Genomic DNA, 25,083 nt, shown 5'->3' with positions numbered 1-25,083 from the left:
CGATCAGGCGGACCGATACAGTTTCGTCATCGAGAACTCCCGGTGCCCCAGCGCCTCGGCGGCGGTGTGGCGACCGTTGGCGGTACGCATGATCATCTCGATCAGCGCGTCGCCGGCATGGTCGATGGTCATCTCGCGGGTCAGAACGCCGGTCACGTCGACGTCGATGTGCTCGGACATGGTGCGCAGGGTGCGCGGGTTGCCCGAGATCTTGATCACCGGAACGATCGGGTTGCCGACCACGTTGCCCTGCCCGGTGGGGAAGGTGTGGATGACGTACCCGGCAGCCGCCATCAGCGTGACGCATTCCGCCGCCGCCGACGAGGTGTCCATGAAATACAGGCCGGGCCCCTTCTCGGGCGCCACGGCCGGCCCCATCGCGTCGATGTAGGTCGAGGTCTTGCCGATCTTCTCCAGGTTGCCCAGCGCCTTTTCCTCGATCGTGGTCAGGCCGCCCAGGATGTTGCCCTTGGTGGGCTGGCTGTCCGACAGATCGTTGGTCTTGAACGCCTCGATCACGTCATCGGTGTAGGCCTGCCAGATCTTCTTGAACTTGGCAGCGGCCTCGGGGGTGGCGGCGCGCTTCTCGCAGATGTGCTCGGCCCCGGTGATCTCCGAGGTCTCGCCGAAGCAGCCATAGATGCCGTGCGGCAGCAGCTTGTCGTACATGTTGCCGACCGTCGGGCACGAGCTCAGGCCGGTGGTCGTGTCGCTCTCGCCGCACTTGGTCGAGACCCACAGGTCCGAGACCGGGCACTCTTCCTTCTGCAGCTCGGTCGCCCAGTGGACGAATTCCTTCGCCTTCCAGCTGGCCTGGCGGATCGTCTCCAGGTCGCCCTTCTGCTCGATCGAGAAGCCCTGGACCGGCTTGCCGGTCTTGGCGATGCCGTCGACGATGATCTTGGTCCATTCCGGCTCGATGCCGATCACGACCACGGCGGCGACGTTCGGGTTCGCGCCGGTGCCGATGATGGTGCGGAAGTGCAGCTCCAGGTCCTCGCCGAACTGCAGGCGGCCGTAGGCGTGCGGGATCACCAGCGTGCCCTTGACGTTGTTCGCCACCGCCTCGCAGGCGGCGTTCGAGATGTCGTCCACGGGCAGGATCAGGACGTGGTTGCGGACCCCGACGCGGCCGTTCTCGCGGCGCCAGGCGTTGACGGTCGCTGTGCTGAAATCAAGTGCCATGTCTGTTACCACCGCTTCGTTTTGCAATTCTGGGTATGCACGTGGCCGCCCTTTTCGGCGGAACCGGTCATGCGGCCGATGTCCTCGCCGTACTTGATGACGGTGTCGCCCTCGGCCAGGTCCTTCAGCGCGACCTTGTGGCCGATCGGGATGTCCGCTTTCGCGGTCAGCCTGAAGTCCGAGTTGTCGTGCGTGACGACGCACAGCATCTCGGTGCCGGCTTTCAGGTCTTCGACGACGACGACGCCGACATTGTCCTCGTGGTCATGGACCAGAAGTTGTGGAATGCCCAAGGCAGTCTCCTCCTCTACGTGCTGGATGTTGGCGACTGGCTAACATGCATCCTATGTCTTATACAAGAGATATTGTATAAGACTTGTGGCGCGGCCGGTCCGCGTGCCAGAAGCCATGAAAACAAGGGGAAGCCGATGGAGCGGCCACTCTACCGCGTCGTGATCGACACGATCGTCGAGCGAATCGCCTCCGGTGCGCTGCCCCCCGGGGCGATGCTGCCCAGCGAGACCCAGCTCGGCGCCGAGCTTGGCGTCAGCCAGGGCACCGCGCGCAAGGCGCTGATCGAGCTGGAGGGCCGCCAGCTGGTGCAGCGCGTCCAGGGCCGCGGCACCTTCGTCACCGTGCGCACGCCGGAAACCTCGCTGTTCAACTTCTTCCGGCTGCGCAACCCCGACGGCGCCCAGGTCCGCCCCGAGTTGGTCGCCGAACACGTCGCCCGCCGCCCCGCCACCCCCGCCGAGGCCGCGGCGCTGTTCGGGGAGCCCGATGAGGTGGTGGAGGTCGAGCGCGTCCGCAGCCTGAACGGCCGCCGCGTCGCGCACGAGGTCTCGGTCGTCCCGGCCCGTCTGTTCCCCGGCCTGTTCGAGCGCGCGCCGCTGCCGAACACGCTCTACGTACTCTACCAGCAGGCCTATCACATCATCATCACCCGCGCCGAGGAGTCGCTCCGCGCCACGCTGGCCGACGCCCCGGTCGCCAAGGCGCTGGAAATCGCCCCCGGCACCCCGGTCCTGCACGTCGAGCGCCAGGCCATCGACGTCCTGGACCGGTGCGTGGAGCTACGCCGCTCGCACTGCGTGACTGAGGATCAGGTTTACGCGGTGTCTTTGTCTTGACGGGGTAGGTGGCAACAAAAAGGAGCTGGAAGTGTCCGCCTTGAGCCCGAAGTGCCGGATGCTCAGAAGGTGGCTTTGCGCAGGAAGCGGTCGCTCGCATCCAAATGATGGCGCAACGTCATCTGATCGAGAGGCATGTTTGAACACTCGTATGTCCAGGTAATGTCCACGCCAAATGAGCTTAAAACTGCAAAAAACTGCCATTATGCCGAAGTATGCGCTTTTATGCAGCGCGTACGCGTTCAATCTATGACCTGGGAAAGCCATCAAGTCTTCATCGTCAACCAGATGCCAATGGAGAGCATGATGAAAAAGCCGAACCACGCTGCCGACATGAAAAATGCCAACAAGGGGACGTCGGGGCAGAACAAGACCCACGCGAAGAACCAAGGCAATCGGGGCCAGCAATTGAACCCGAACCAGCGTCCCGGCACTCCGAAGAAACCATGAGAATACGGGTGGGGCGCGCAGCGTCCCACCCTCAGATATCCGAAAGAAGGGAAGAATGCCGAAACACAAGGGGCCGGAATACGAGCAGACCCAGCGGCTGGTAAATATCGCGAGCAAGTCTGGCCTCACCCAAGTAGAGATCGGGAGGCTGTGCCGGGTTGACCAGACGACGGTCAGCCGTTGGAAGAAAGGGGTATCTCGAGCCCGGCTGGATCAGGTAAAGCCGCTGCTGAAGCGATTCGGCGACAGGATGGAGCGGCCACCCTTCCAGTTGTATCAGCGAGAAATCCCGAGTGGTTGCTCCCCCTCCGCCTCGATGTTCCTGAAGGTCGACGGAAGGCTCCTCTTGCGGGAAGCCTTTGAAGGAAGCGAGACAAATGCACAGCCTCACAAAGCAGTCCGCGTTTCAGTGCAGGAGGTCATGAGAGGTCGCTTCGCGTTGGTGATCGAACGTGCCTCGGGCCATCTGCCCAAAACGCGAGACAAGTACAATGTGGTCAATCTTCGCAGCAGAGACATGCCATGGTGCTTGCCGGAAAAGGGTAACGCGCTTCTCGTGGATCAGGAAAAGCTTCTTGAATGGACGATCAACCTTTATAGTTGCTGCAAAATGGATCGGAAAATTGAATATTTGGGATTGGAGCGCCTCGGACTCCTGACGACGCTCGCCTTGATGAAACATGGCTATGTTGTCGATGGTCTCGAAACCCTGTCCGACGAAGTGTCCGAAGCTGAACAAGCTTGAGTTTTCCGAGACGTGCCAGTAACTTCCTCGAACACCCAATGACCGCCAAAATGGCTGCATGTGGCGTCAACCCGGAGGGTTGAACGTGTCAGGGGTCGCCGCCGAAAGGCAAAGCCGCGCAGCGGGCCATTTCGCCCCTGCGCCGCCGCGATTTCGAAGGTCCGAACGGAAGGGGCAAGGCGCGTTCCTGACAGGTCGCGCGCTTCCTCCTATCCAAGGGGTATGGGGTGGGTGCCTGTGGAACCCCGGGAGCAGAAGCTCTCGTCGTTCCGCAGGCCATTTTCATGCGGCAATTGGTTGCCATTGCACAACCGGGAGTCATCGCTCTTCTCTAATTGATCGGCACAATGTGTGAGAGGCGGATTGAGAATTTCCGAAGCTCTCGCAGATTGATTGCTCGATCAACCGCGAAGAGCTTTCAGTGGCTGGTCCTGCGGCATGAACCATTGAGCGCTTTGGGTTGGAAGCGGTCATTGCCTCCGTCATGTTGAACAGCAGCAAAGTCCCGCATAGCAGACGGCGTTACCGAACTACTCATGGCCGCGCCCCGAAGGCGCGGCCGATTTCATACACTAGTGCTCGTCTCACATCCCGGCCACGGCCAGGTACTTGATCTCCACATACTCGTCGATGCCGTACTTGGAACCTTCGCGGCCCAGGCCGGACTGCTTCACGCCGCCGAAGGGCGCGACTTCCGAAGCGATCAGGCCGGTGTTGATGCCGACCATGCCCGACTCCAGCGCCTCGGCCACGCGGAAGGTGCGGGCCAGGTCGCGGGTGTAGAAATACGCCGCCAGGCCGAACTCGGTGTCGTTGGCCATGGCGATCGCCTCGGCTTCCTCGCGGAACGGGATCACCGGGGCCAGCGGCGCGAAGGTTTCCTCGTGCGCCAGCTTCATCTGTTGCGTCACGCCCGAGATCACCGTCGGCTTGAACCAGGTGCCGCCCAGCTCCGACCGCTCGCCGCCGGTGTGCAGCGTCGCGCCCTTGTCCAGCGCGTCCTTCAGATGCTCCTCCATCTTCGCGACCGCGGCATCGTCGATCAGCGGGCCCTGCTGGGTGCCCTCGTCCTCGCCACGGCCCAGCTTCAGCCCGGCCGCCTTCTCGGTCAGCTTCTTCGTGAACTCCTCGACCACGGCCTCGTGCACGTAGATGCGGTTGGCGCAGACGCAGGTCTGGCCCGAGTTGCGGAACTTGGCCATCATCGCGCCCTCGACCGCCGCATCCAGATCGGCATCCTCGAACACGATGAACGGCGCGTTGCCGCCCAGTTCCAGCGACAGCTTCTTGATCTGGTCGGCGCTGTCGCGCAGCAGCTTGCGGCCGACTTCGGTCGAGCCGGTGAAGGTGATCTTGGCGATGTCCGGATTGGTGCAGAACTCGGTGCCGATGTCCGACGCCTTGCCGGTCACCACCTGGAAGATGTCGCCCGGAATGCCCGCGCGTTCGGCCAGCACCGCCAGCGCCAGCGCCGACAGCGGCGTCTGCGAGGCCGGCTTGACGATGATCGGGCAGCCGGCGGCCAGCGCCGGGCCGGCCTTGCGGGTGATCATGCCGTTGGGGAAGTTCCAGGGCGTGATCGCGGCGCAGACGCCGACCGGCTGCTTGAGGGTCAGGATCCGCCGGTCGGTCGAGGGGGTCGGGATCACGTCGCCGTACAGCCGCTTGGCTTCTTCCGCGAACCATTCCAGGTAGCCGGCGTTCGACAGGATCTCGCCCTTGGCCTCGGCCAGCGGCTTGCCCTGCTCGGCGGTCAGGATCTTCGCAAGATCGTCGGCGTTCTCGACGATCAGCTCGTACCACTTGCGCAGCAGCGCGGCGCGCTCCTTGGCGGGGCGGGCGGCCCAGGCGGGCATGGCGGCCTTGGCGGCGGCGATGGCCTTTTTCAGCTGCTCGGCCGAGACCTTCGGCACCCGCGCGATGACCGAGCGGTCGGCGGGGTTGGTCACGTCGATGCCGTCGCCGCCCTTGGGCGCGCGGACCCATTCGCCGGCGATCATGTTGGCGTCGGTCAGAAGGCCGGGATCCTTCAGGTTCAGGTCGGGCATCGGGGTGCTTGCGTCGGGCATGGGAATACTCCTCCTGTGCTTGTGCGGGGTGCCGCCGGGGTCCGGCGGCGCGCTGCTTCCACCTTCAACGAAAGGTGCGCGCGCGGATCCTTCAACGGTCCGCGCGAAAATCGTGAGGTCAGGCCGCGGTCGCGGCCGACAGGGGAACCACATAGGGCCCCTCGGGGATCACGGCCACGTCCGGGTCGCCATGCGCGGCGATGCTGGCGGCGATGGCGGCGGCCAGGTCGGTGATCGGTTCCACCCCGGTCACGGCCAGGTCGTCCGCGCTCAACCCCTCGGTGAACAGCTGGATCCGGCCCGCGCGCATCGGCTTGAGCTGCATCTCGGTCTGCCATTCGTCCACGTCGGCCAGCGCCTTCTGCAGCAGGCTGTCGCGGAAGGCGTCTGGCCCCATCGCCACCAGCCGCTGCTGCGCGGCGCGGAAATGCGCCGAGCCGATGCCCTCGCCGCAGTGCGAGGCGATGATCAGCGTGCCGCCCGGCTTCAGGATGTCCAGCGGCGTCACCATGCCCTTCACCGTCTGGTAGTAGGTCTGGTCCAGCGGGTAGCCGGCCGAGGACGTCACCACCGTGCTGAACGTCCGTCCGACCGGGATCTCGGTGAAGCCGCGGACGAATTTTACCGCGGCAAGATGGCTTTCGACGATCTCGCCGAAGCTGGCGAACACCAGGTTGCGGCGGTCGTCGATGACCGTGTTCAGCGCATAGACCTCGCCCACCATGCGGACGATCTCAAGCTGCTCCTCGTGCAGCGGGTTGGCGTGCAGGTTGCACTCGCGGGCGTTGGGGTCTTCCATGAAGCGGGCGGAATGGAAGGTGCGGATCGTCTCGTGATGGGCGACGCCGGGGGCGATCACCTTGCGGCCGCCGGAATAGCCGGCCATGAAATGCGGCTCGACCAGGCCGGTGGCGATGCGCAGGTCGGCCTCGACGAAGCGGCGGTCGATCTTCACCGGCACGCCGCGACCCGTGGTGGTGCCCAGATCGACGTGGTCGTCGTCGTTCATCGCGAAGTGATTGGCGACGGTGACGGTCTCCAGCACCCAGGGATCGCCGACCAGCGCGGCCAGTTCCGCGCCCTCGTTGGGCCGGTGCAGGCCGGTGGCGACCAGCACGGTGATGTGCCCGGCGGGGATGCCGCCGGCGATCATCGTCTCGATCATCGGGCGCAGGAACAGGTGATTCGGCACCGGCCGGGTGATGTCGCAGATCAGGATGCAGGCCGAGGTCCGGCCCTGCGCCAGCCGCGCCAGCGGCGCGGCCGCGACCGGTGCGGCGAAGGCCGCGCCGATCTGCTGCGCAGGCGGCTCCGTGGCCGGAAACGGCGGCTTCTCGATCAGGTGCGGGACCGCGCCCTGCGGCAGTTCCAGCCGAAGATGGCCCTTTCCATACAGCATCTCGATCGGCATCCGCGCCCCCTCCGTCCGGTCCTGGCGGGGCGGCGGTTCCGGCCCCGTGCGCGCCGGTTATAGCCCCGTGCCCGGCCGAAGGGAAACGCCGTCCGCCGTTCACGGTCGCGGGAGGTTGGTTGACACAATGAAAGTTTCGATAAATGAAGCAACCTGACAGGAGAGACGATACCGTGACCGACAGACCCGCAGACGAGCTTCTCGATTTCGCGCCCGACGTGCAGCTTTTCATGGGCGTGAGCCTGCTCTACGCCCGGCTGAGCGAGCGCATCGCCCAGGTCGACCTGGGCGTCGAGCTGAGCAAGCCCGAAAAGCACCTGATCGTGCGGCTGCCCGCGCCGAAGCGGATGGGCGATCTGGCGCGCGAGCTGATGGCGCTGCCGTCGACGGTGACCGCGGTCGCCGACGCGCTCGAGGCCAAGGGCCTGGCGGTGCGCGGGCGTGACCCGGACGACCGCCGCGCGTGGCTGCTGCGGCTGACGGACGACGGCCGCGCGCTGCGCGAGCGCATGCTGCGCGAGGCCGGCGCCACGGTGCGCGAGGTCACCGGGTTGTCCGAACAGGACATCGAGCAATTCGCCGCGCTGGTGCGCCAGGCCACGGCGCGCATTCTGGAAAACGGCTACCCCGAGGGGCTGAAACTATGCGACACCTGACCACGCTGATCGTCCTGCTGTCGCTGGGCGCGGTCCCGGTCGCGGCGCAGGAGGCGCCCCGGCCGGTCAAGCTGATGACCGTGCAGGCCGGGGAAAGCGGCCTCAGCCGGGTGTTCTTCGGCCATGTGGTGGCGCGCGAGACGGTGGACATGGCGTTCCAGGTCGGGGGGCAGATCGTCGAGCTGCCGGTGGTCGAGGGCGCGCATGTGCCCGCCGGCGCGCTGATCGCGCGGCTCGATACCGAGCCGTTCGAGCTGGCGCTGGACCAGGCCAGGCTTCAGCTCGATCAGGCCGAGCGCGACCTGGAACGGCTGACCAAGCTGCGCGGCGCGGCGGTGAGCGAGGTGACGGTGGACGACGCCAGCACCGCCGCAAACCTGGCGCGCATCGCCGTGCGCCGCGCCGAGCGCGATCTCGAGAACGCCACCCTGACCGCGCCGTTCGACGCGCTGGTCGCCAGCCGCAACGTCGCCAGCTTCTCGACGATCGCGGCCGGAACGCCGGTGGTGCGCCTGCACGACATGTCGGACCTGCGGATCGACATCAACGTGCCCGAGATCCTGTTCCAGCGCGCCGGCCGCGACCCGGACGTGACGCTGACCGCCAGCTTCCCCGCCGCCGAGCGCAGCTTTCCGCTGGAGATCCGCGAGTTCAACGCCCAGGCCTCGCAGGTCGGACAGACCTACACGCTGACCCTGGGAATGACCCCGCCCGAGGATCTGGCGATCCTGCCGGGCTCGTCGGCGGTGGTGACAGCGACGCTGCGCGAGCCGGGCACCCGGATCGTGGTGCCGCCCTCGGCCGTGGTGCCGCAGCCCGACGGCGGCGCGCACGTCATGGTGTTCCACCCCGATGAAGACGGGCGCGGTTCGGTCGAGCGGCGCGCGGTCGAGATCCGGCCCACCGCCGACGGCCAGGTCGCGGTCAGCGCCGGGCTCGAGGCCGGCGAGGAGATCGTGCTCGCCGGCGCCGCCGCGCTGGACGACGGCCAGACGGTCCGGCGCTTCGCCGGCTTCCCGAACTGAGGACGGACCGATGAACATCGCGCGCGCGTCAATCGAGAAGCCGCTGCTGACCTGGCTGCTGATCCTCGCCAGCCTGTTCGGCGGCATCTGGGGCTTCAACGCGCTGGGCCGGCTGGAGGACCCGGCGTTTACCATCAAGAACGCCGTCATCGCCACCAGCTATCCCGGCGCCTCGGCCGCGCAGGTGGCGCGCGAGGTGTCCGAGCCGCTGGAATCCGCCATCCAGCAGATGGGCGAGGTGGACACGATCACCTCGGTCAACCGCCCCGGCCAGTCGCTGATCGAGGTCGAGATCAAGTCGACCTACGACGGCACCGAGCTGCCGGATCTGTGGACCAAGCTGCGCGCCAAGGTCCGCGACGCCGCCCGCGGCCTGCCCGAGGGCGTCAGCGCGCCGTTCGTCAACGACGGCTTCGGCGACGTGTTCGGCCTGTACTACGCGGTGACCGCAGATGGCTACAGCGACGCCGAGAAGCACCGGCTGGCGAACTGGCTGCGGCGCGAGCTGCTGACCGTCGACGGCGTCGCCGACGTCGAGACCGCCGGCCTGCCCGAGGAGGCGATCTTCGTCGAGCCGGAACTGGCGCTGAGCGTGAACCAGAACGTGGCGCCGGCGGCGATGGTGAACTCCATCGCCACCGCGAACTCGGTGGTGCCGGCCGGCTCGCTGACCGGCGCGCGCAACCGCACCATCCTCCAGGGTGCCGACGGCTCGGACAGCGTCTCGGCGATCTCGGGGCTGGCGATTGGCGTCTCGGGCGAGGTGCTGAACCTGGCAGACGTCGCCCGGGTGCGCCGCGGCCGGGTCGAGGACCCGGACATGATGGTGCGCTTCAACGGCCAGGAGGCGTTCACCCTGGGCATCGCCGGCCTGTCCAGCGAGAACATCGTCGATGTCGGCAAGCGCGTCGACGCCAAGCTGGCGGCGCTGATGCCCTCGATCCCGCAGGGGATCGAGCTGCACCCGATCTACCAGCAGCACGTCGTGGTGGAGGCGGCGTCGAACGCGTTCCTGGTCAACCTGGCGATGTCGGTCGGCATCGTCGTCGCGGTGCTGGCGCTGTTCATGGGCTGGCGCGCCGCCGTGGTGGTGGGCAGCACGCTGCTGCTGACCGTGGTCGGCACGCTGTTCTTCATGGCGCTGTTCTCGATCGAGATGGAGCGCATCTCGCTGGGCGCGCTGATCATCGCCATGGGCATGCTGGTCGACAACGCCATCGTCGTCGCCGAGGGGATGCAGATCTCGATGCGCGGCGGGCGATCGTCGCGCGCGGCGGCGGACGAGGCCGCGGGCAAGACCCAGATCCCGCTGCTGGGCGCGACGGTGATCGGCATCATGGCCTTCGCCGGCATCGGCCTCAGCCCCGACGCGACCGGCGAGTTCATGTTCTCGCTGTTCGCCGTGATCGGCATCTCGCTGCTGCTGTCCTGGGTGCTGGCGATCACCGTCACGCCGCTGCTGGGGCACTATTTCTTCAAGCGCGGCGACGGCCGGGGGGCCGGGGCCTACGACGGCCCGGTCTTCCGCGCCTACGCCTCGGTGCTGCGCGGCGCGCTGGCGGCGCGCTGGATCGTGCTGCTGGCGCTGCTGGCGATCACCGCCGCCAGTTTCGTCGGTTTCGGCCAGATCCGGCAGCAGTTCTTTCCCGACTCGAACACGCCGCTGTTCTTCGTGCACTACAAGCTGCCGCAGGGCACCGACATCGCCACCACCGCCGAGGACCTGGCGCGGGTCGAGGACTGGCTGGCGCAGCGCGACGACGTGGTGTCCTACACCACCTTCGTCGGCCAGGGCGCGACGCGCTTCATGCTGACCTACGCGGCGCAGAAGCCGAACCCCAGCTACGGGCACCTGATCATCCGCACCCAGACCATCGACGATATCCCGCCGCTGCAGGACGCGCTCGAGAGGTTCGGGCGCGAGACGCTGCCGGGGGCCGAGTTCCGCACCCGCCGGCTGGTGTTCGGCCCCGGCGGCGGCGATCCGATCGAGGTGCGTTTCGCCGGCAGCGACCCGGCGGTGCTGCGCCAGCTGGGCGAGCAGGCGATCGCGGTGATGGAACGGACCAGCGACGAGCTGATCGACCTGCGCCAGAACTGGCGCGAGCCCGAACTGGTGCTCAAGCCGGTCTACGCAACCGACCGGGCGCAAAGCGCCGGCATCAGCCGCGACGACATCGCCAACGCGTTGCGCTTCGCCACCGACGGCGTGTCCGCCGGCATGTTCCGCGAGGGCGAACGGCTGATCCCGATCTACGTGAAGCAGCCCGACGACTCGGGGCTGAAGCTGGACGACCAGCTGGTCTACAGCGAAAGCGGCGGCCTGCTGGTGCCGATCGACCAGGTGACCGACGGCTTCGCCTTCGAGGTGCAGGACACGCTCTATCACCGGCGCAACCGGCTGCCGACGCTGACCGTCGGCGCGGACATCCCCGGCGACCGCACCGCCGCCGAGGTACACGCCCAGATCAGGAACGCGGTCGAGGCGATGCCGATCCCCGAGGGCTACAGCATGGCCTGGGGCGGCGAGTACGAAAGCTCGACCGAGGCGCAGCGAAGCCTGGGCCAGCAGCTGCCGATCAGCCTGCTGGTGATGGTGCTGATCTCGGTGCTGCTGTTCAACGCGCTGCGCCAGCCGATCATTATCTGGCTGCTGGTGCCGATGTCGGTCAACGGCGTCGTGCTGGCGCTGCTGGGCACCGGGCTGCCGTTCACCTTCACCGCGCTGCTGGGCCTGCTCAGCCTGTCGGGGATGCTGATCAAGAACGGCATCGTGCTGGTCGAGGAGATCGACCTGGTCCGCGCCGAGGGCCTGCCGCTGCGCGAGGCCATCGTCACCGCCTCGACCTCGCGCCTGCGGCCGGTGGTGCTGGCCGCGGCGACCACCATCCTGGGCATGGCGCCGCTGCTGACCGACGCGTTCTTCGTGTCGATGGCGGTGACGATCATGGGCGGGCTGGCGTTCGCCTCGGTGCTGACGCTGATCGCGGCGCCGGTACTCTACTATGTGTTCTTCGCGCGCAGCGAGCGGCGGCAGGCGGCCGCCGCGCCGCTGGCGGCCTGAACCGCCGCCGGGCGTTGACACCGCGCGGGCCGCTCGCCAAGACTTGCCCGTCCCGTCAACGACTTGCCGGGACAGGGGAGAGTGGCCCGTGCCGCATGGAAACCAGCTTACCGGGGCCGAGGCGATGGTCCGCATGCTGCAGGCCTGTGGCGTGCGGCACCTGTTCGGCCTGTGCGGCGACACCACGCTGCCGCTTTATGACGCGCTGGCCCGGCTGGACCACGGCATCACCCACTTCCTGACCCGCGACGAACGTCACGCCGCCTACATGGCCGACGGCTATGCCCGCGTCACCGGCCGCCCCGGCGTGTGCGAGGGGCCGTCCGGCGGCGGCGCGACCTACATCCTGCCGGGGCTGGTCGAGGCCAACGAAAGCTCGGTGCCGGTGCTGGCGATCACCACCGACGTGGCGACGACCTCGGCCGGCCGCTACCCGCTGACCGAGCTGGACCAGACCGCGCTGTTCCGCCCGCTGACCAAGTGGAACGCGGCGCTGGACACGCCCGCGCGCCTGCCCGCCGCGATGCGCCAGGCGTTCCGCGCGATGACCACCGGCCGCCCCGGCGCGGTGCATCTGTCGCTGCCCTTCGACACCCAGAAGGCGCCGGTCGACGCCGCCGAGATCTGGGCCGAGCCGCGGCACCGAAGCTTTCCGGCCGAGCCTGCGGGCCCCGATCCCGACGCCATCGCCGCGGCGGTGGACCTGCTGTCGCGGGCGAAGCGGGCGGTGGCGATCTGCGGCGGCGGCCCGGTGATCGCCGGCGCGTTCGAGCCGCTGGCGCGGCTGGCGCGGGCGCTGGACCTGCCGGTGGCGACCACCGTGTCGGGGCAGGGCGCGATCGCCGAGACCGACCCGCTGGCGGTCGGCGTCGTCGGCTCGAACGGCGGCGTGCCGGCGACCCGCGCGGTGGTGGACGCGGCCGACCTGGTGCTGTTCGTCGGCTGCCGCGCCGGCTCGGTCACCACCGAGCGCTGGCGCAGCCCGGCGCCGGGCGTGCCGGTGATCCACATCGACAGCGACCCGATGGTGATCGGCGCCAGCTACCGAACCGAGGTTGCGATCCGCGCCGACGCGCGGCTGGCGCTGCAGGCGCTGGCCGACGCGGCCGAGGCGCGCGGCGATCTGCCGGCGCAAGGCGGCGCCGCGCGCGCCGCCGCCGCATGGCAAGGCAAGCTGGCGGCGTTCGCGCCGCTGGCCGGCAGCACCGAGCGGCCGATCCGCCCCGAGGCGGTGATCGCCGAGTTGCAGGACACGCTGGACGACGACGCCGTCATCGTCGCCGACCCGGGCACGCCCTGCCCCTATTTCTCGGCGCATTACCGCTGGCCGCGGGCCGGGCGGCAGTTCATCACCAACCGCGCCCACGGCGCGCTCGGCTACGCGCTGGCCGCGGCGATGGGCGCGCAGGTGGGGCGGCCCGGGGCGCGGGTGATCGCGGCGATGGGCGACGGCTCGTTCAACTTCTGCTGCGGCGAGTTCGAGACGCTGGTGCGCTACGACCTTCCGGTGGTCAGCCTGGTGTTCTCGAACGCCACCTTCGGCTGGATCAAGGCCGGCCAGGACGCCGGCTTCGGGCAACGGTTCTACAATGTCGACTTCGGCCGCACCGATCATGCCGCCGTGGCCCGCGCCTTCGGCTTGAAGGCGTGGACGGTCGAGGATCCGGCCGACCTGCGCCGCAGCATTCGCGAGGCACTGGACCACGGCGGCCCGGCACTGATCGACGTGATCGCCCAGCCGCTGCACGAGGCCGCCGCCCCGGTGTCGGAGTGGGTGGCATGAGCCGCAGCGTCTGCGTCGTCGGCGCGGGGATCGTCGGCGTCTCGACGGCGATCTGGCTGCAGCGCGACGGTCACCGGGTGACGCTGATCGACCGCGAGGGTCCCGCCGCAGGGGCCAGCTTCGGCAACGGCGGGGTGCTGGCGTCCTGCTCGATCGTGCCGGTGACGGTGCCGGGGCTGGTGCGCAAGGCGCCGCGGATGCTGTTCGACCCGCGCCAGCCGCTGTTCCTGCGCTGGCGCTACCTGCCGCGGCTGGTGCCGTGGCTGGCGCGCTACCTGCGCAACGCCAGCGAACAGGGCGCAACGCGCGCCGCCGCGGCGCTGGTCGACATCATCGGCGACAGCCTGCACGACCACCAGGCGCTGGCCGCCGATACCGGGGCCGAACGCTGGATCGTGCCCTCGGACTATCTCTACATCTACCGCGACCGCGACCAGTTCCACGCCGACACCTTCGGCTGGGACCTGCGCCGCCGCTTCGGCTTCGACTGGGACGAGCTGGAGGGGCCGGAGTTCCACGCCTACGATCCCGCCTTCGCGCCTGGCCTGAACTACGCCGTCCGCCTGGGCGGGCACGGGCGGATCGCCGATCCGGGCCGCTACGTGCAGGACCTTGCCGCGCATTTCAAACGTCAGGGCGGGCGGATGGTCCGGGCCGAGGTCACCGACATCGTGCGCGAGAACGGCGCCGTCACCGGCGTGCGCACCACCGCCGAGACGCTGCCCTGCGACGCCGCGGTGCTGGCGCTGGGCGCCTGGTCCGGGCCGATCGCCCGCCGGCTGGGCATCGACGTGCCGCTGGAAAGCGAGCGCGGCTACCACCTGGAGCTGTGGGAGCCGTCGGTGATGCCCCGCGCGCCGGTCATGGTCGCCGCCGGCAAGTTCGTCGCCACGCCGATGGAGGGCCGGCTGCGGCTGGCCGGCGTGGTCGAGTTCGGCGGCCTCGACGCGCCACCCTCGCGCGCGCCGCTGGAGCTGCTGCGCCGCAACGTCCGGGCGGCGCTGCCCGGCATCACCTGGGGCGAGACCCGCGAATGGATGGGCCATCGCCCCGCGCCCGCCGACTCGGTGCCGGTCATCGGCGCGGTGCCGGGGGTCGACGGCGCCTACATGGGCTTCGGCCACCACCACATCGGCCTGACCGGCGGGCCGAAAACCGGCCGGCTGCTGGCGCAACTGGTCTCGGGCCGGCAACCGAATGTTGACCTCGCCCCGTATTCTCCGTCACGGTTCGTGCGCAAGGGCGGGTGACACGCCCGCGGGAAAGACCGTCAACATCAGGGAAAATCACGATGACAAAGTTCACGCACCTGCTGGCCGCGACCGCGCTGACCGCGGCCTCGGCGGCGCCGGTTCTGGCCGAGACCTGGGACATGCCGCTGGCGTATCCGGCGACGAACTTCCATTCCGAGACCGCCGCCAGCTTCGCCGCCTGCGTCGGCGAGGCCACCGGCGGCGAGATCGACATCGTCACCCACCCGAACGGCGCGCTGTTCTCGGGCGGCGACATCAAGCGGGCGGTGCAGACCGGCCAGGCGCTGATCGGCGAGCGGCTGCTGTCGGCGCACGCTAACGAGAACGCGCTGTTCGGCTATGATTCTGTGCCGTTCCTGGCCACCTCGTTCGACGATTCGGTGAAACTGGCCGAGGCCGCCGAACCGGCGCTGACCGAACTGCTGGAAAGCCAGAACCTGGTGCACCTCTACTCGGTGCCGTGGCCGCCGCAGGGCATCTACGCACCGAAAGAGATCAACACCGTCGAGGATCTGTCCGGGCTGAAGTTCCGGGCCTACAACGCCGCCACCGCGCGCCTGGCCGAACTGGCGAACATGCAGCCGGTGCAGATCGAGGCGGCCGAGCTTTCGCAGGCGCTGGCGACCGGCGTGGCCGAGGCGTTCATCTCGTCCGGCTCCACCGGCTACGACGAGAAGGTGTGGGAGCATCTGTCGAACTTCTACGAGGTCGACGCCTGGCTGCCGCGCAACACCGTGTTCGCGAACAAGGACGCCTGGGACGGCCTGGGCGAGGACCAGCAGACCGCGATCCGCGACTGCGCCGCCGCCGCGCAGGAAGAGGGGCTGGCCAAGTCCCGCGAGCTGACGCAGTTCTACCTCGACGGGCTGAAGGAAGGCGGCATGGCGGTCGAGCCGCCCAGCGACGAGCTGCGCGCCGGGCTGGCCAAGATCGGCGAGACGATGACCGCCGAGTGGCTCGACGCGGCCGGCGAGAAGGGCCAGTCGATCATCGACGCCTACAAGGCGAACTGAGCAGGACCGGCCCCGGCGCGCGGCGCCGGGGCCGGCCACCCCGAAAGGACCGCCATGACCCCTGCCGTCGACAGTGCCGCGCGCCGCCGCGCCGCCCTGCTGCTGCGCCGCCTCGTCTCGGGGCGGATCGCCAGCGATGCCTTCGAGGCCGCGATGCCGGACAGCCGCGACCCGGCGATCGGGGCAATATGGCAGTCGGCCTGGTGTTTCTATTCCGACGGTGCGCCGGAGCTGAGCGGACGCCACGCCCTGCACCCGATCGAGCGCCGCGAATGCCTGCGCTGGATCCTGTTCCTCGACAGCGACCGGCCCTATGTCTGGCCGCGGCACCGGCTGCCCGCCTTTCGCCCGCTGCCGGACAGCACGAGGCGGGTGTCGCTGTTCGGCGGCCGCCGCCGTGCGCGCGCGTTCCTCGGCGCCGGCGACTACCGGGCCTGGCCGTTTGCGTGCCCCGGCGACGAGGCCGCCGCGCGCCGGCATCCGCGTCGGCTGGCCGGCAGGCCGGGACAAGCCCGGGCGGCGCACTGATGCTGCGCCGGCTGCGCCAGGGCCTCGATGCGATCTACTTCGGCTGCGGCGTGATCGCCGCGGCCTTCCTGATCGCCATGCTGGGCATCATCGTCGCGCAGATGATCGCGCGCTGGACCGGCCTGGTGTTCCCGGGTGCGGCCAGCTACGCCGGCTACTGCATGGCCGGGGCCAGCTTTTTCGCCTTCGCCCACGCGCTGAACCGGGGCGCGCACATCCGCGTCGGCATCCTGCTGAACGCCGCCGGCCGCCACCGCCGCTGGCTGGAGCTGTGGTGCTTCGCCGTCGGCTCGGTCGCCGCCTGGTTCCTGGCGCGCTATGCGGTCAACCTTGTCCTGTGGTCGCGCAAGCTTGGCGATGTCAGCCAGGGCCAGGACGCGACGCCGCTGTGGATCCCGCAGATGCCGATGGCGATTGGCTCGGTGGTGTTCGCGGTGGCGCTGACCGACCACCTGCTGCAGATCGTCTTCGCCGGCGATCACGGCATCCGGTCGGACACCGCCCAGCAAAGCCGGGCGGAATAGCGCATGGGCGAGATCGGCGCGATCACCATCTTCCTGTTCGTCCTGTTCCTGCTGCTGGGCAGCGGCGTCTGGGTCGGCCTTGCCCTGCTGGGCGTCGCCTGGGTGGGGATGGAGCTGTTCACCCCGCGCCCCGTCGGCGACGCCATGGCGACGATCGTCTGGACCGCGTCCTCGTCGTGGACGCTGACGGCGCTGCCGCTGTTCATCTGGATGGGCGAGATCCTCTATCGCACGCGATTGTCCGAGGACATGTTCCGCGGCCTGTCGCCGTGGATGGCGCGGCTGCCGGGCGGGCTGATCCACACCAACATCGTCGGCTGCACCGTGTTCGCCGCGGTTTCGGGATCGTCCGCCGCGACCCTGACCACCGTCGGCAAGATGTCGGTCCCGGAACTTCGCGCCCGCGACTACCCCGAGCGCATGATCATCGGCACGCTGGCGGGCGCGGCGACGCTGGGCCTGATGATCCCGCCGTCGCTGACGCTGATCGTCTACGGCGTGACCGTGCGCGAGAGCATCTCGAAGCTGTTCATCGCCGGGATCCTGCCCGGTCTGGTGCTGGCGGCGATGTTCATGGCCTATGTCGCCGTCACCTCGCAGCTATCGCGCAACTTCAACCCCAAGGCCGACCCGCCGATGAGTTTCGGCGCGAAGCTGAAGAATTCCCGCTTCCTGGTGCCGGTGATCCTGCTGATCATGCTGGTGATCGGCTCGATGTACCTTGGCTTCGCCACCGCGACCGAGGCTGCGGCCTTCGGCGTGCTGGGCTCGCTGACGCTGGCCGCCGGGCAGGGCTCGCTCAGCTGGGGCAGCTTCAGCGAAAGCCTGATGGGCGCGGTGCGCACCTCGGCGATGATCGCGCTGATCCTGGCGGGGGCGGCGTTCCTGTCGCTGTCGATGGGCTTTACCGGCATCCCGCGCGGGCTGGCGAACCTGATCGCCTCGCTGGATTTGTCGCGGTTCGAGCTGCTGATGGCGCTGCTGGTGTTCTACATCATCCTCGGCTGCTTTCTCGACGGAATCTCGTCGGTGGTGCTGACCATGGCGGTGGTCGAGCCGATGATCCGCCAGGCGGGGATCGACCTGGTCTGGTTCGGCATCTTCATCGTCGTGGTGGTCGAGATGGCGCAGATCACCCCGCCGATCGGCTTCAACCTGTTCGTGCTGCAGGGCATGACCAACCACGAGATGAGCTTCATCGCCCGCGCCGCGCTGCCGATGTTCGCGATCATGGTGGTGATGGTGTTCGTGCTGATCGCGTTTCCGGACCTCGCCACCTGGCTGCCCGAGAACATCCGCCAGGCGCCGGGCGGCGGCTGAGCGGTGATCCCGGTCCTGCACCTGGCCGCCCGCCACGGGCGGGTCTGCCTTGTCGCCGGGCTGCTGGCCGGGCTGCTGCTGCCGGCGCTGGCGGCGGTGCTGCGCGACTGGCTGCCGCAGCTGGTGGCGCTGCTGCTGTTCCTCAACGCCTTCCGCATCGGGCCGCGCCGGGCGGTGGGCGGGCTGCGGGATCTCGGCCGCTCGGCCGGGCTGGTGCTGCTGCTGCAGTGCGCGCTGCCGCTGGGCCTGGTGCTGGCGCTGATGCCGCTGGGCCTGGCGCAGGCGCCGCTGGCGGTGGCGCTGGTGCTGATGCTGTCCGCGCCGTCGATCACCGGCAGCCCGAACTTCACCGTCATGCTGGGCCGCGACCCGGCGCCGGCGATGCGGCTGCTGATCCTGGGCACCGGGCTGGTGCCGCTGACGGTGCTGCCGGTGCTGCTGCTGTCACCCGCGCTGGGCGAGGTTCAGGCGGTGGTGCTGGCGGCGCTGCGCCTGTTCGCGGTGATTGCCGCGTCGGTGCTGGCGGCGTTCGCGCTGCGCGCCGCGCTGCCGCCGGCGCTGTCGGACCGGCACCGCGACGCGCTCGACGGGGCCTCCTCGATCCTGCTGGGGGTGCTGGTCGTGGGGCTGATGGCGGCGCTTGGCCCGGCGCTGCGCACCGAGCCCTGGACGGTCGCCGGCTGGCTGGCGGTCGCGGTCGCGGCGAACTTCGGGCTGCAACTGGCCACGCACGCCGCGATGCGCGGCGCGGGCCACGCCGAGGCGGCGGTGCCGGTGTCGATCGTCGCCGGCAACCGCAACATCGCGCTGTTCCTGGTGGCGCTGCCGCCGGCGGTCACCGACCCGCTGCTGATCTTCATCGGCTGCTACCAGGTGCCGATGTACCTGACGCCGATCCTGCTGACCCGCCTCTACGGCCGCCGCGCGCCGGCCTAGGGACTTGCCCCGGCCCCGCCCGGTCGCTTAGGTGCGGACCATTGCAACCGAGCCGAGACCCGATGCCGCTTCGCCTTGCCCTTCTGGCACTGCTCGCACTGGCCGCCCCGGCGGCGGCCGGCACGGTGACGGTGTTCGCCGCCGCCAGCACCCGCGAGGCGCTGGACCGCGCGGCCGAGGCATGGGAGGCCGAGACCGGCCACGAGGTCGTGCTCTCCTACGCCGGCAGTTCGGCGCTGGCGCGGCAGATCCAGCAGGGCGCGCCGGCGCAGCTGTTCCTGTCGGCGAACGCGGACTGGATGGACGTGCTGCAGGACGAAGGGCTGATCGACCCGGACACCCGGTCCGACCTGCTGGGCAACCGCCTGGTGCTGATCGCCGCGCCCGGCGCGGTGCTGCCCGATCCGCTGGCGCCGGGGGCGCTGGCGCGGGCGCTGGATGACGAGCGGCTGGCGATGGCGCTGGTCGACGCGGTTCCCGCCGGCATCTACGGCAAGGCGGCGCTGGCGCACCTGGGGCTGTGGGACGCGCTGGCGCCCAAGGTGGCGCAGGCCGACAACGTGCGTGCGGCGCTGGCGCTGGTCGCGCGCGGCGAGGCGCCGTTCGGCGTGGTCTACGCCACCGACGCCGCCGCCGAGCCCGCGGTCACCGTCGCCGCGCGGTTCCCGCCGGACAGCCACCCGCCGATCCGCTACCCGCTGGCGGCGATGCGCGACGCCGGGCCCGAGGCGCGGGCGCTGCTGCGCTGGCTGAACGGGCCGCAGGCGGCCGCGATCTTCCGCGACCATGGCTTCACCGTGCCGGACCGCGCGCCGTGAGCGGCTGGCTGAGCCCCGAGGAATGGGATGCGGTGGCGCTGTCGCTGCGGGTGGCGTTCTGGGCCACGCTGGTCAGCCTGCCGCCGGGGATCCTGGTGGCGCACGCGCTGGCGCGGTGGCGGTTTCCGGGGCGGCAGCTGCTCAACGGGCTGGTGCACCTGCCGCTGATCCTGCCGCCGGTCGCCACCGGCTACCTGCTGCTGGCGACCTTCGGCCGCCGCGCGCCGGTCGGGCAGTTCCTCGAGCAGACCCTCGGCATCGTTTTCGCCTTCCGCTGGACCGGCGCCGCGCTGGCGGCGGGGATCATGGCGTTTCCGCTGATGGTGCGTGCGATCCGGCTGGCGATCGAGGCGGTGGACCCGCGGCTGGAGCAGGCCGCGGCGACGCTGGGCGCGGCGCGGCCGCTGGTGTTCCTGACCGTGACCCTGCCGCTGATCCTGCCCGGCGTGATCGTCGGCGCGATCCTCGCCTTCGCCAAGGCGATGGGCGAGTTCGGCGCGACGATCACCTTCGTGTCCAACATCCCCGGCCAGACCCAGACCCTGCCCTCGGCGATCTACGCCTTCCTGCAGGTGCCCGGCGGCGAGGCCTCGGCGCTGCGGCTGGTGCTGGTCTCGGTCGCGGTGGCGATGGGCGCGCTGCTGCTGTCGGAACTGGTCGCGACCCGCGTCGCCAGGTGGATCGCGGGCCGATGACGCTGTCGGTGCGCCTGGCCCACGACTTTCCCGGCTTCGCGCTGGATGTCGCCTTCGACGCGCCGCCGGGGGTGACGGTGCTGTTCGGACGCTCCGGCTCGGGCAAGACCACGGTGGCGAACGCCGTCGCCGGGCTGCTGCGCCCGCGCGCCGGCCGGGTCGCGGTCAACGGCGCGGTGCTGCTGGACACCGAGGCCGGGCGGTTCCTGCCGCCGCACCGCCGCCGCGTCGGCTATGTGTTCCAGCAGGACCGGCTGTTCCCGCATTTGTCGGTGGCGCGGAACCTGAAGTACGGACGGCTTTTCGCCCGCGGCACGCCCGAGGATTTCGGCCACGTCGTCGCGCTGCTGGGCATCGGCGATCTGCTGCGCCGCCGCACCGCCGACCTGTCGGGCGGCGAGCGCCAGCGCGTCGCCATCGGCCGGGCGCTGCTGTCGGCGCCGCAACTGCTGCTGATGGACGAGCCGCTGGCGGCGCTGGACGATCCGCGCAAGGCCGAGATCCTGCCCTATCTCGAGCGTCTGCGCGACGAGACGCGGGTGCCGCTGATCTACGTCAGCCATTCGGTCCCCGAGGTCGCCCGCCTGGCGACGACCGTGGTGATGCTGGACGCGGGCCGGGTGCAGCGCGCCGGCCCGGCGGCCGAGATCCTGTCCGACATCGGCGCGATCCCCACCCTGGGCGTGGCCGACGCCGGCGCGGTGCTGACCGGCCGCGTGGCGCGGCAGCACGACGACGGGCTGACCGAGATCGCGGTGTCCGGCGGCGTGCTGTACCTGCCGATGGTGGATGCGCCGCCCGGGGCGCAGATCCGCATCCGGATCGAGGCGCGCGACGTGATCCTGTCCCGCGCCCGCCCCGAGGGGCTGTCGGCGCTGAACATCCTGCCCGCCACCGTCGCCGCCGTGCGCGAGGGCGAAGGGCCCGGGGTCATGGTTCAGCTGCGCGCCGGGCAGGACCTGCTGCTGGCGCGGATCACCCGGCGCTCGGCCCGCGCGCTGGGCATCGGCGAGGGCGTGGACTGCTTCGGGATCGTGAAGACGGTGGCCGTCACCCGGCAGAACGTCGGCCTGATCGGCGACTGACGCCGGTCACGCCGCGTCGACGGCGTCGTCGCTGTCGTCGTCCAGATCCGCTCTCGGACCGATGCCGGCCGCCGGCATCTCCGGCAGCAGATCCTGCACCAGCCGCGCCAGCAGATGGTCGCGCAGGTCCAGGTCCAGATCCAGGAACCGGTCGATCGTCGCCGGGGTCGGCGCCGGCAGCTTCGGCGCCTTGCCGTCGATCGTCGCGTAGTCGATGCCGGTGTAGGTCAGCCCGTGGGTGTCGCGCAGCCAGATCAGCTCCTCCGAGCCGCGGATGATGGCGTCGTGGACCTCGGGCCGCAGCCGCGCCTTGCGCGAAATGCCGTCGGCGACCTCGATCCGCGCGAGGAACTGACGGATCCGGCGCACCTGGTGGATCGTGTCCGGCCGGCGCTCGGTCAGCAGCCGGTCGCGGTACCACAGAACGATCGCGGTGCCCTCGCCGGACAGCGACACGTTCTTGCGCTGCGGCGCGGTCAGGGTCAGATCGGCGATCTCGGGCAGGAAGCGGGTGACGAAATCCTGCACGATGTCGCCGCCGGCCAGACGCGCGCGGTCGTAGGCACAGACCGTCGGCGCTGCGGGAAACGTCGCCTCAAGCGCCGCCAGCCGGCCCTTCGCGTGCAGCCGCAACTGGTTGCTCAGCGGCATCATCGAAACCGCGTTCTGCGCGATCAGGGACAGCAGTTGCGAGGCCGGGTCGCGCAGGTAGACGCAGGTCGCGATGTCCGCGCGCGCCGCGCCCAGACCCTCCAGCCGCGACCGCAGCCGTTCGGCCGCCTCGGCGTTCAGCTGCGAGAAATACTCCTCGGCGCTGAGCACCAGCAGCTCCGGCCGTTCCTGTTCGACCTGCTGCCTGACCGCGTCCCAGGCCTGTTCGCCGCCCGCGCGCATCGCCTCGGCATCGCCGCCGAACATCCGCAGGAAGTTGGGATGCAGGGTTTCGGCCGCCTTGAAGCCGATCGCCAGCAGGCCGTGGTTGTGCGGAACCTTCGGCAGCCGCGGGTAGAGGATGCCGCGCCCGGCGAGGTCGCGCCGGTGCTTGCCGAACGTGTGCTGCAGGGCGGTGGTGCCGGTCTTGGCCTGTCCGAAATGAACCAGGATGCGCATGTCAGGTCTCGCGCCCCGCGGCGTCACACGGCATCGCCGATCTCCTTCATCAGTCCCAGTTGCACCAGCTGTTCGGCCGAGCGGTAGCACTCGCTTTGCTCCGATTCCAGCCCCGCATCTCGGCCCAGCGCCTGCAGCACGTCGCGGTAGCGCAGGTAGCGGCGCTGGCAGGCGGGGTTGCGGTCGCGGACGCGTTCGTTGGCGGTGATGTGGATTTCCGATTTCAGGCCGATGCCCTCCTGCAGCATCTTGTGGTGCAGCAGCACGCAGCCGGCATCGCTGACCCGCGCCGGCGCGGTGGTGTGGTTGCCGGTGTAGTGCAGCCCGGGCCGGCCGCGCAGGATCGGCGCCTTCTCCAGGACCTCGGCCATGCCGAACAGACGGTTGCGGACGCCGCCGCGCACCTGCCGGTGCGGCGCATCCGGCCCGCCATAGGCGAAGTGCGTCCGGTCGAACAGCGGCACCGCTTCCAGCGGGTCCTGTTCGGGCTGCCAGTCGTAAAGATCGCCGATCCGCCGCGGAAAGGTGTCCAGCATGAACGCCGGCATCACCTCGTCGCCGCGGTCCGCCATCGCCGTCACCAGGCCGCGCAGCCCGGTGCCGTCCATGCCGGGAAACACCAGCTGTTCGTCCATGTCCACGAACAGGCACCAGTTGTCCTGGCCGTGCAGCGCGATCATGTGGTTGATCCACCGCATCCCCGAGGCGGCCTGGAAGAAATTGTCGTCGGTGCCGTAGAGCAGCACGTCGGGCTGCGCCGCGGCGTAGTCCCGCGATCCGTCGGTCGAGCCGTTGTCGACCAGCACGAATCGCTCGACGCCGATGCCGCGATAATGCTTCAGGAACCAGGGCAGGAAGGCCCGTTCGTTGCGCATCGGCGCGAACAGCACGATGCCGTCGCGCATCGCCGGCGCGGGCGTGTCGTCCAGCCGCTCGAACCGGCGGATCGGCGCGTCGCTGGCCGGGACGTAGGTGTGCTGCTTCCGCTCGGCGTACAGCCGCGCGGCGCCCGCGGCGTCGCCCTGCGCCGCGCGGAGCCAGATCCGCATCGTGTCGGTGTCTGCGCCGCGCCCCAGGTCGCGCTCCATCCGCCCGACATGATCCTGCATCGCGTCGCGGTCGTCGGCACAGATCAGCGCCAGGCCGCGTTCCTGCATCGCCTGCCGGCTCTCCGGGGCCGCCCGGCACAGGCGCGCGGTCTCGTCCAGCAGCCGCGCCAGGTCGGCCGGACCGGACAGCTGCCGGGCCAGGCCGCGGACGTACTTGGCCCAGATCCGCAGGTTGTCGGGGTAGAGCTGGTGATAGCGGCCGATCAGCGCCACCGCGTCGATCACGAGCAGGTGCGCCGACAGCGAGTTCACCCGCGCCAGCGCGGCGGCCTCGGTCAGGCCGGGGTCGAACCGGTAGTCGTCCGAGACATCCGCGCCGGTCTGCGCGTCCAGCTGGAACGCCTTGAACAGCGGGCTGGTCTCGACCGCGGCGGGGAACCGCTGCCGCGCATCCGCCCAGCGACGCGCGCGCGCGTCGGTATCGCGCGCAATGTGCGCGTTGGTCGCCAGCGCCATGTACAGCTCGGCCTCGTTCGGGTGTGCGGCAATATAGCTGCGCAGCACGGCGTCGGCCTCGTCGAAGCGGCCGGCCATGCGCAGGGCACGGGCGAGGCCGGCGCCGTTCTCGGGCAGGTCCTGATCGGGGAAGGTGGCGATGACCGTGCGCCAGCGCGCGGCGCATTCCGCCCAGTCCTGGCGTTCCGCTGCGACCCTGGCCTGCGAGACGAAGGCCCGGCGGTTGTCGGGAAACCGCGCGACCGCATCGGCCAGCACCCGCTCGGCCCGGTCGAGGCTGCCCATGCTGATCAGCGCGCTGCCCAGCGAGATCAGCCAGTGCGGCCGCACCTCGTCGGGAAAGCGGTCGACGCACGCCTGCCAGCGCAGCGCGGCCGCAGGCCAGTCGCGGCGGGCGACGGCGGTGCGGGCCAGCGCGGCCTGCAGCCCGACGGCGGCGGGAAAGCGCTCGGCGCCCGCCTGGAACACCTGCTCGGCCCGGCCGGTGCGGCGCAGGTCCAGCAGCGTGTCGCCCAGGCTCAGGAACCAGGCCGGCCGCGCCTTTCCCGGGAACCGGCGCAACGCCTCGGACCACAGCTCGGCGGCGGCGGTCCAGTTCCGGTCCGCGCGCGCCTGTTCGGCCCGCGCCACCACGTCCTCGATGCTCGCCGCGCCGTCCGCGGCGGAACCCATGTCCGGCGCGGCGTCATCGCCGTGTGCCCCGAAGTCGATCGTCATG

General features: G+C 69.9%; 22 protein-coding genes. 16 read left to right on the top strand and 6 right to left on the bottom strand.

Features of this window, described 5'->3' with window-relative positions; translation table 11 throughout:
* Positions 1–3: 3 nt before the first annotated feature.
* Together GE300_RS12600 and GE300_RS12595 are read right to left on the bottom strand one after the other, a co-directional pair.
* Positions 4–1,185 carry a UxaA family hydrolase gene (locus GE300_RS12600; RefSeq protein ID WP_154446929.1) on the bottom strand — a complete coding sequence of 394 codons (1,182 nt, stop codon included), beginning with the start codon at positions 1,183–1,185 and terminating at the stop codon, positions 4–6.
* Positions 1,186–1,190: 5 nt separating this feature from the next.
* Positions 1,191–1,478, bottom strand: a complete 288-nt coding sequence (locus GE300_RS12595; RefSeq protein WP_154446928.1) for a UxaA family hydrolase — start codon at positions 1,476–1,478, stop codon at positions 1,191–1,193.
* A gap of 135 nt (positions 1,479–1,613) precedes the next feature.
* On the opposite strand from GE300_RS12595, the gene GE300_RS12590 reads away from it, so the two are divergent.
* From GE300_RS12590 to GE300_RS12580, 3 genes are all read left to right on the top strand, one after another.
* Positions 1,614–2,315, top strand: a complete 702-nt coding sequence (locus GE300_RS12590; protein WP_154446927.1) for a GntR family transcriptional regulator — start codon at positions 1,614–1,616, stop codon at positions 2,313–2,315.
* Between the two features lie 135 nt (positions 2,316–2,450).
* The gene (locus tag GE300_RS12585) at positions 2,451–2,765 is read left to right on the top strand and encodes a hypothetical protein (protein ID WP_154446926.1); all 315 of its coding nucleotides are present in this window, start codon (positions 2,451–2,453) and stop codon (positions 2,763–2,765) included.
* A gap of 55 nt (positions 2,766–2,820) precedes the next feature.
* A complete protein-coding gene (locus GE300_RS12580; protein ID WP_154446925.1) occupies positions 2,821–3,510 on the top strand; it encodes a helix-turn-helix domain-containing protein in 690 nt (229 codons plus the stop codon).
* A 584-nt stretch (positions 3,511–4,094) separates the two neighbouring features.
* Here the strand turns inward: GE300_RS12580 and GE300_RS12575 are convergent.
* Positions 4,095–5,579, bottom strand: a complete 1,485-nt coding sequence (locus GE300_RS12575) for an NAD-dependent succinate-semialdehyde dehydrogenase (protein ID WP_233416980.1) — start codon at positions 5,577–5,579, stop codon at positions 4,095–4,097.
* A 118-nt stretch (positions 5,580–5,697) separates the two neighbouring features.
* Positions 5,698–6,990 (bottom strand): nickel-dependent lactate racemase family protein, encoded by a 1,293-nt coding sequence (locus GE300_RS12570; RefSeq protein ID WP_154446924.1) that lies wholly within the window; start codon positions 6,988–6,990, stop codon positions 5,698–5,700.
* Positions 6,991–7,163: 173 nt separating this feature from the next.
* Between GE300_RS12570 and GE300_RS12565 the strand changes: the two genes are divergently transcribed.
* The 13 genes from GE300_RS12565 (at position 7,164) to modC (ending at position 21,690) form a co-directional block, all read left to right on the top strand.
* The gene (locus GE300_RS12565) at positions 7,164–7,646 is read left to right on the top strand and encodes a MarR family winged helix-turn-helix transcriptional regulator (RefSeq protein WP_325063218.1); all 483 of its coding nucleotides are present in this window, start codon (positions 7,164–7,166) and stop codon (positions 7,644–7,646) included.
* Positions 7,634–8,671 (top strand): efflux RND transporter periplasmic adaptor subunit, encoded by a 1,038-nt coding sequence (locus GE300_RS12560; RefSeq protein WP_154446922.1) that lies wholly within the window; start codon positions 7,634–7,636, stop codon positions 8,669–8,671. Before GE300_RS12565 ends, GE300_RS12560 begins: the two co-directional genes overlap by 13 nt.
* A gap of 10 nt (positions 8,672–8,681) precedes the next feature.
* Positions 8,682–11,735 (top strand): efflux RND transporter permease subunit, encoded by a 3,054-nt coding sequence (locus GE300_RS12555; RefSeq protein WP_154446921.1) that lies wholly within the window; start codon positions 8,682–8,684, stop codon positions 11,733–11,735.
* An 88-nt stretch (positions 11,736–11,823) separates the two neighbouring features.
* Positions 11,824–13,518 (top strand): thiamine pyrophosphate-binding protein, encoded by a 1,695-nt coding sequence (locus GE300_RS12550; RefSeq protein ID WP_325063217.1) that lies wholly within the window; start codon positions 11,824–11,826, stop codon positions 13,516–13,518.
* Positions 13,515–14,768 carry an NAD(P)/FAD-dependent oxidoreductase gene (locus GE300_RS12545; protein ID WP_154446920.1) on the top strand — a complete coding sequence of 418 codons (1,254 nt, stop codon included), beginning with the start codon at positions 13,515–13,517 and terminating at the stop codon, positions 14,766–14,768. The genes GE300_RS12550 and GE300_RS12545 overlap by 4 nt, the downstream gene beginning before the upstream one ends.
* A gap of 41 nt (positions 14,769–14,809) precedes the next feature.
* Positions 14,810–15,784 carry a TRAP transporter substrate-binding protein gene (locus GE300_RS12540; RefSeq protein WP_154446919.1) on the top strand — a complete coding sequence of 325 codons (975 nt, stop codon included), beginning with the start codon at positions 14,810–14,812 and terminating at the stop codon, positions 15,782–15,784.
* 54 nt (positions 15,785–15,838) lie between these two features.
* Complete coding sequence (locus tag GE300_RS12535) at positions 15,839–16,312, top strand: hypothetical protein (protein WP_154446918.1); 474 nt, start codon at positions 15,839–15,841, stop codon at positions 16,310–16,312.
* On the top strand, positions 16,312–16,836 hold the full coding sequence (locus GE300_RS12530; RefSeq protein WP_154446917.1) for a TRAP transporter small permease: 525 nt from the start codon (positions 16,312–16,314) through the stop codon (positions 16,834–16,836). Before GE300_RS12535 ends, GE300_RS12530 begins: the two co-directional genes overlap by 1 nt.
* Positions 16,837–16,839: 3 nt before the next feature.
* Complete coding sequence (locus tag GE300_RS12525; protein ID WP_154446916.1) at positions 16,840–18,156, top strand: TRAP transporter large permease; 1,317 nt, start codon at positions 16,840–16,842, stop codon at positions 18,154–18,156.
* Positions 18,157–18,159: 3 nt separating this feature from the next.
* On the top strand, positions 18,160–19,092 hold the full coding sequence (locus tag GE300_RS12520; RefSeq protein WP_154446915.1) for a hypothetical protein: 933 nt from the start codon (positions 18,160–18,162) through the stop codon (positions 19,090–19,092).
* Between the two features lie 62 nt (positions 19,093–19,154).
* On the top strand, positions 19,155–19,910 hold the full coding sequence (modA, locus tag GE300_RS12515; RefSeq protein ID WP_154446914.1) for a molybdate ABC transporter substrate-binding protein: 756 nt from the start codon (positions 19,155–19,157) through the stop codon (positions 19,908–19,910).
* Complete coding sequence (modB, locus tag GE300_RS12510; protein ID WP_325063216.1) at positions 19,907–20,605, top strand: molybdate ABC transporter permease subunit; 699 nt, start codon at positions 19,907–19,909, stop codon at positions 20,603–20,605. The genes modA and modB overlap by 4 nt, the downstream gene beginning before the upstream one ends.
* Complete coding sequence (gene modC, locus GE300_RS12505; protein ID WP_154446913.1) at positions 20,602–21,690, top strand: molybdenum ABC transporter ATP-binding protein; 1,089 nt, start codon at positions 20,602–20,604, stop codon at positions 21,688–21,690. Before modB ends, modC begins: the two co-directional genes overlap by 4 nt.
* Positions 21,691–21,696: 6 nt before the next feature.
* On the opposite strand, the gene GE300_RS12500 is transcribed toward modC, so the two are convergent.
* Together GE300_RS12500 and GE300_RS12495 are read right to left on the bottom strand one after the other, a co-directional pair.
* Positions 21,697–22,800: a hypothetical protein gene (locus GE300_RS12500; RefSeq protein ID WP_154446912.1), complete on the bottom strand. Its 1,104-nt coding sequence runs from the start codon at positions 22,798–22,800 to the stop codon at positions 21,697–21,699.
* 23 nt (positions 22,801–22,823) lie between these two features.
* Positions 22,824–25,082: a glycosyltransferase family 2 protein gene (locus tag GE300_RS12495; RefSeq protein ID WP_154446911.1), complete on the bottom strand. Its 2,259-nt coding sequence runs from the start codon at positions 25,080–25,082 to the stop codon at positions 22,824–22,826.
* Position 25,083 lies beyond the last annotated feature (1 nt).

The sequence above is a fragment of the Halovulum marinum genome, assembly GCF_009697225.1.
GTDB classification, from domain to species: domain Bacteria; phylum Pseudomonadota; class Alphaproteobacteria; order Rhodobacterales; family Rhodobacteraceae; genus Halovulum; species Halovulum marinum.
This window is presented reverse-complemented; position numbering and strand designations above follow the sequence as displayed.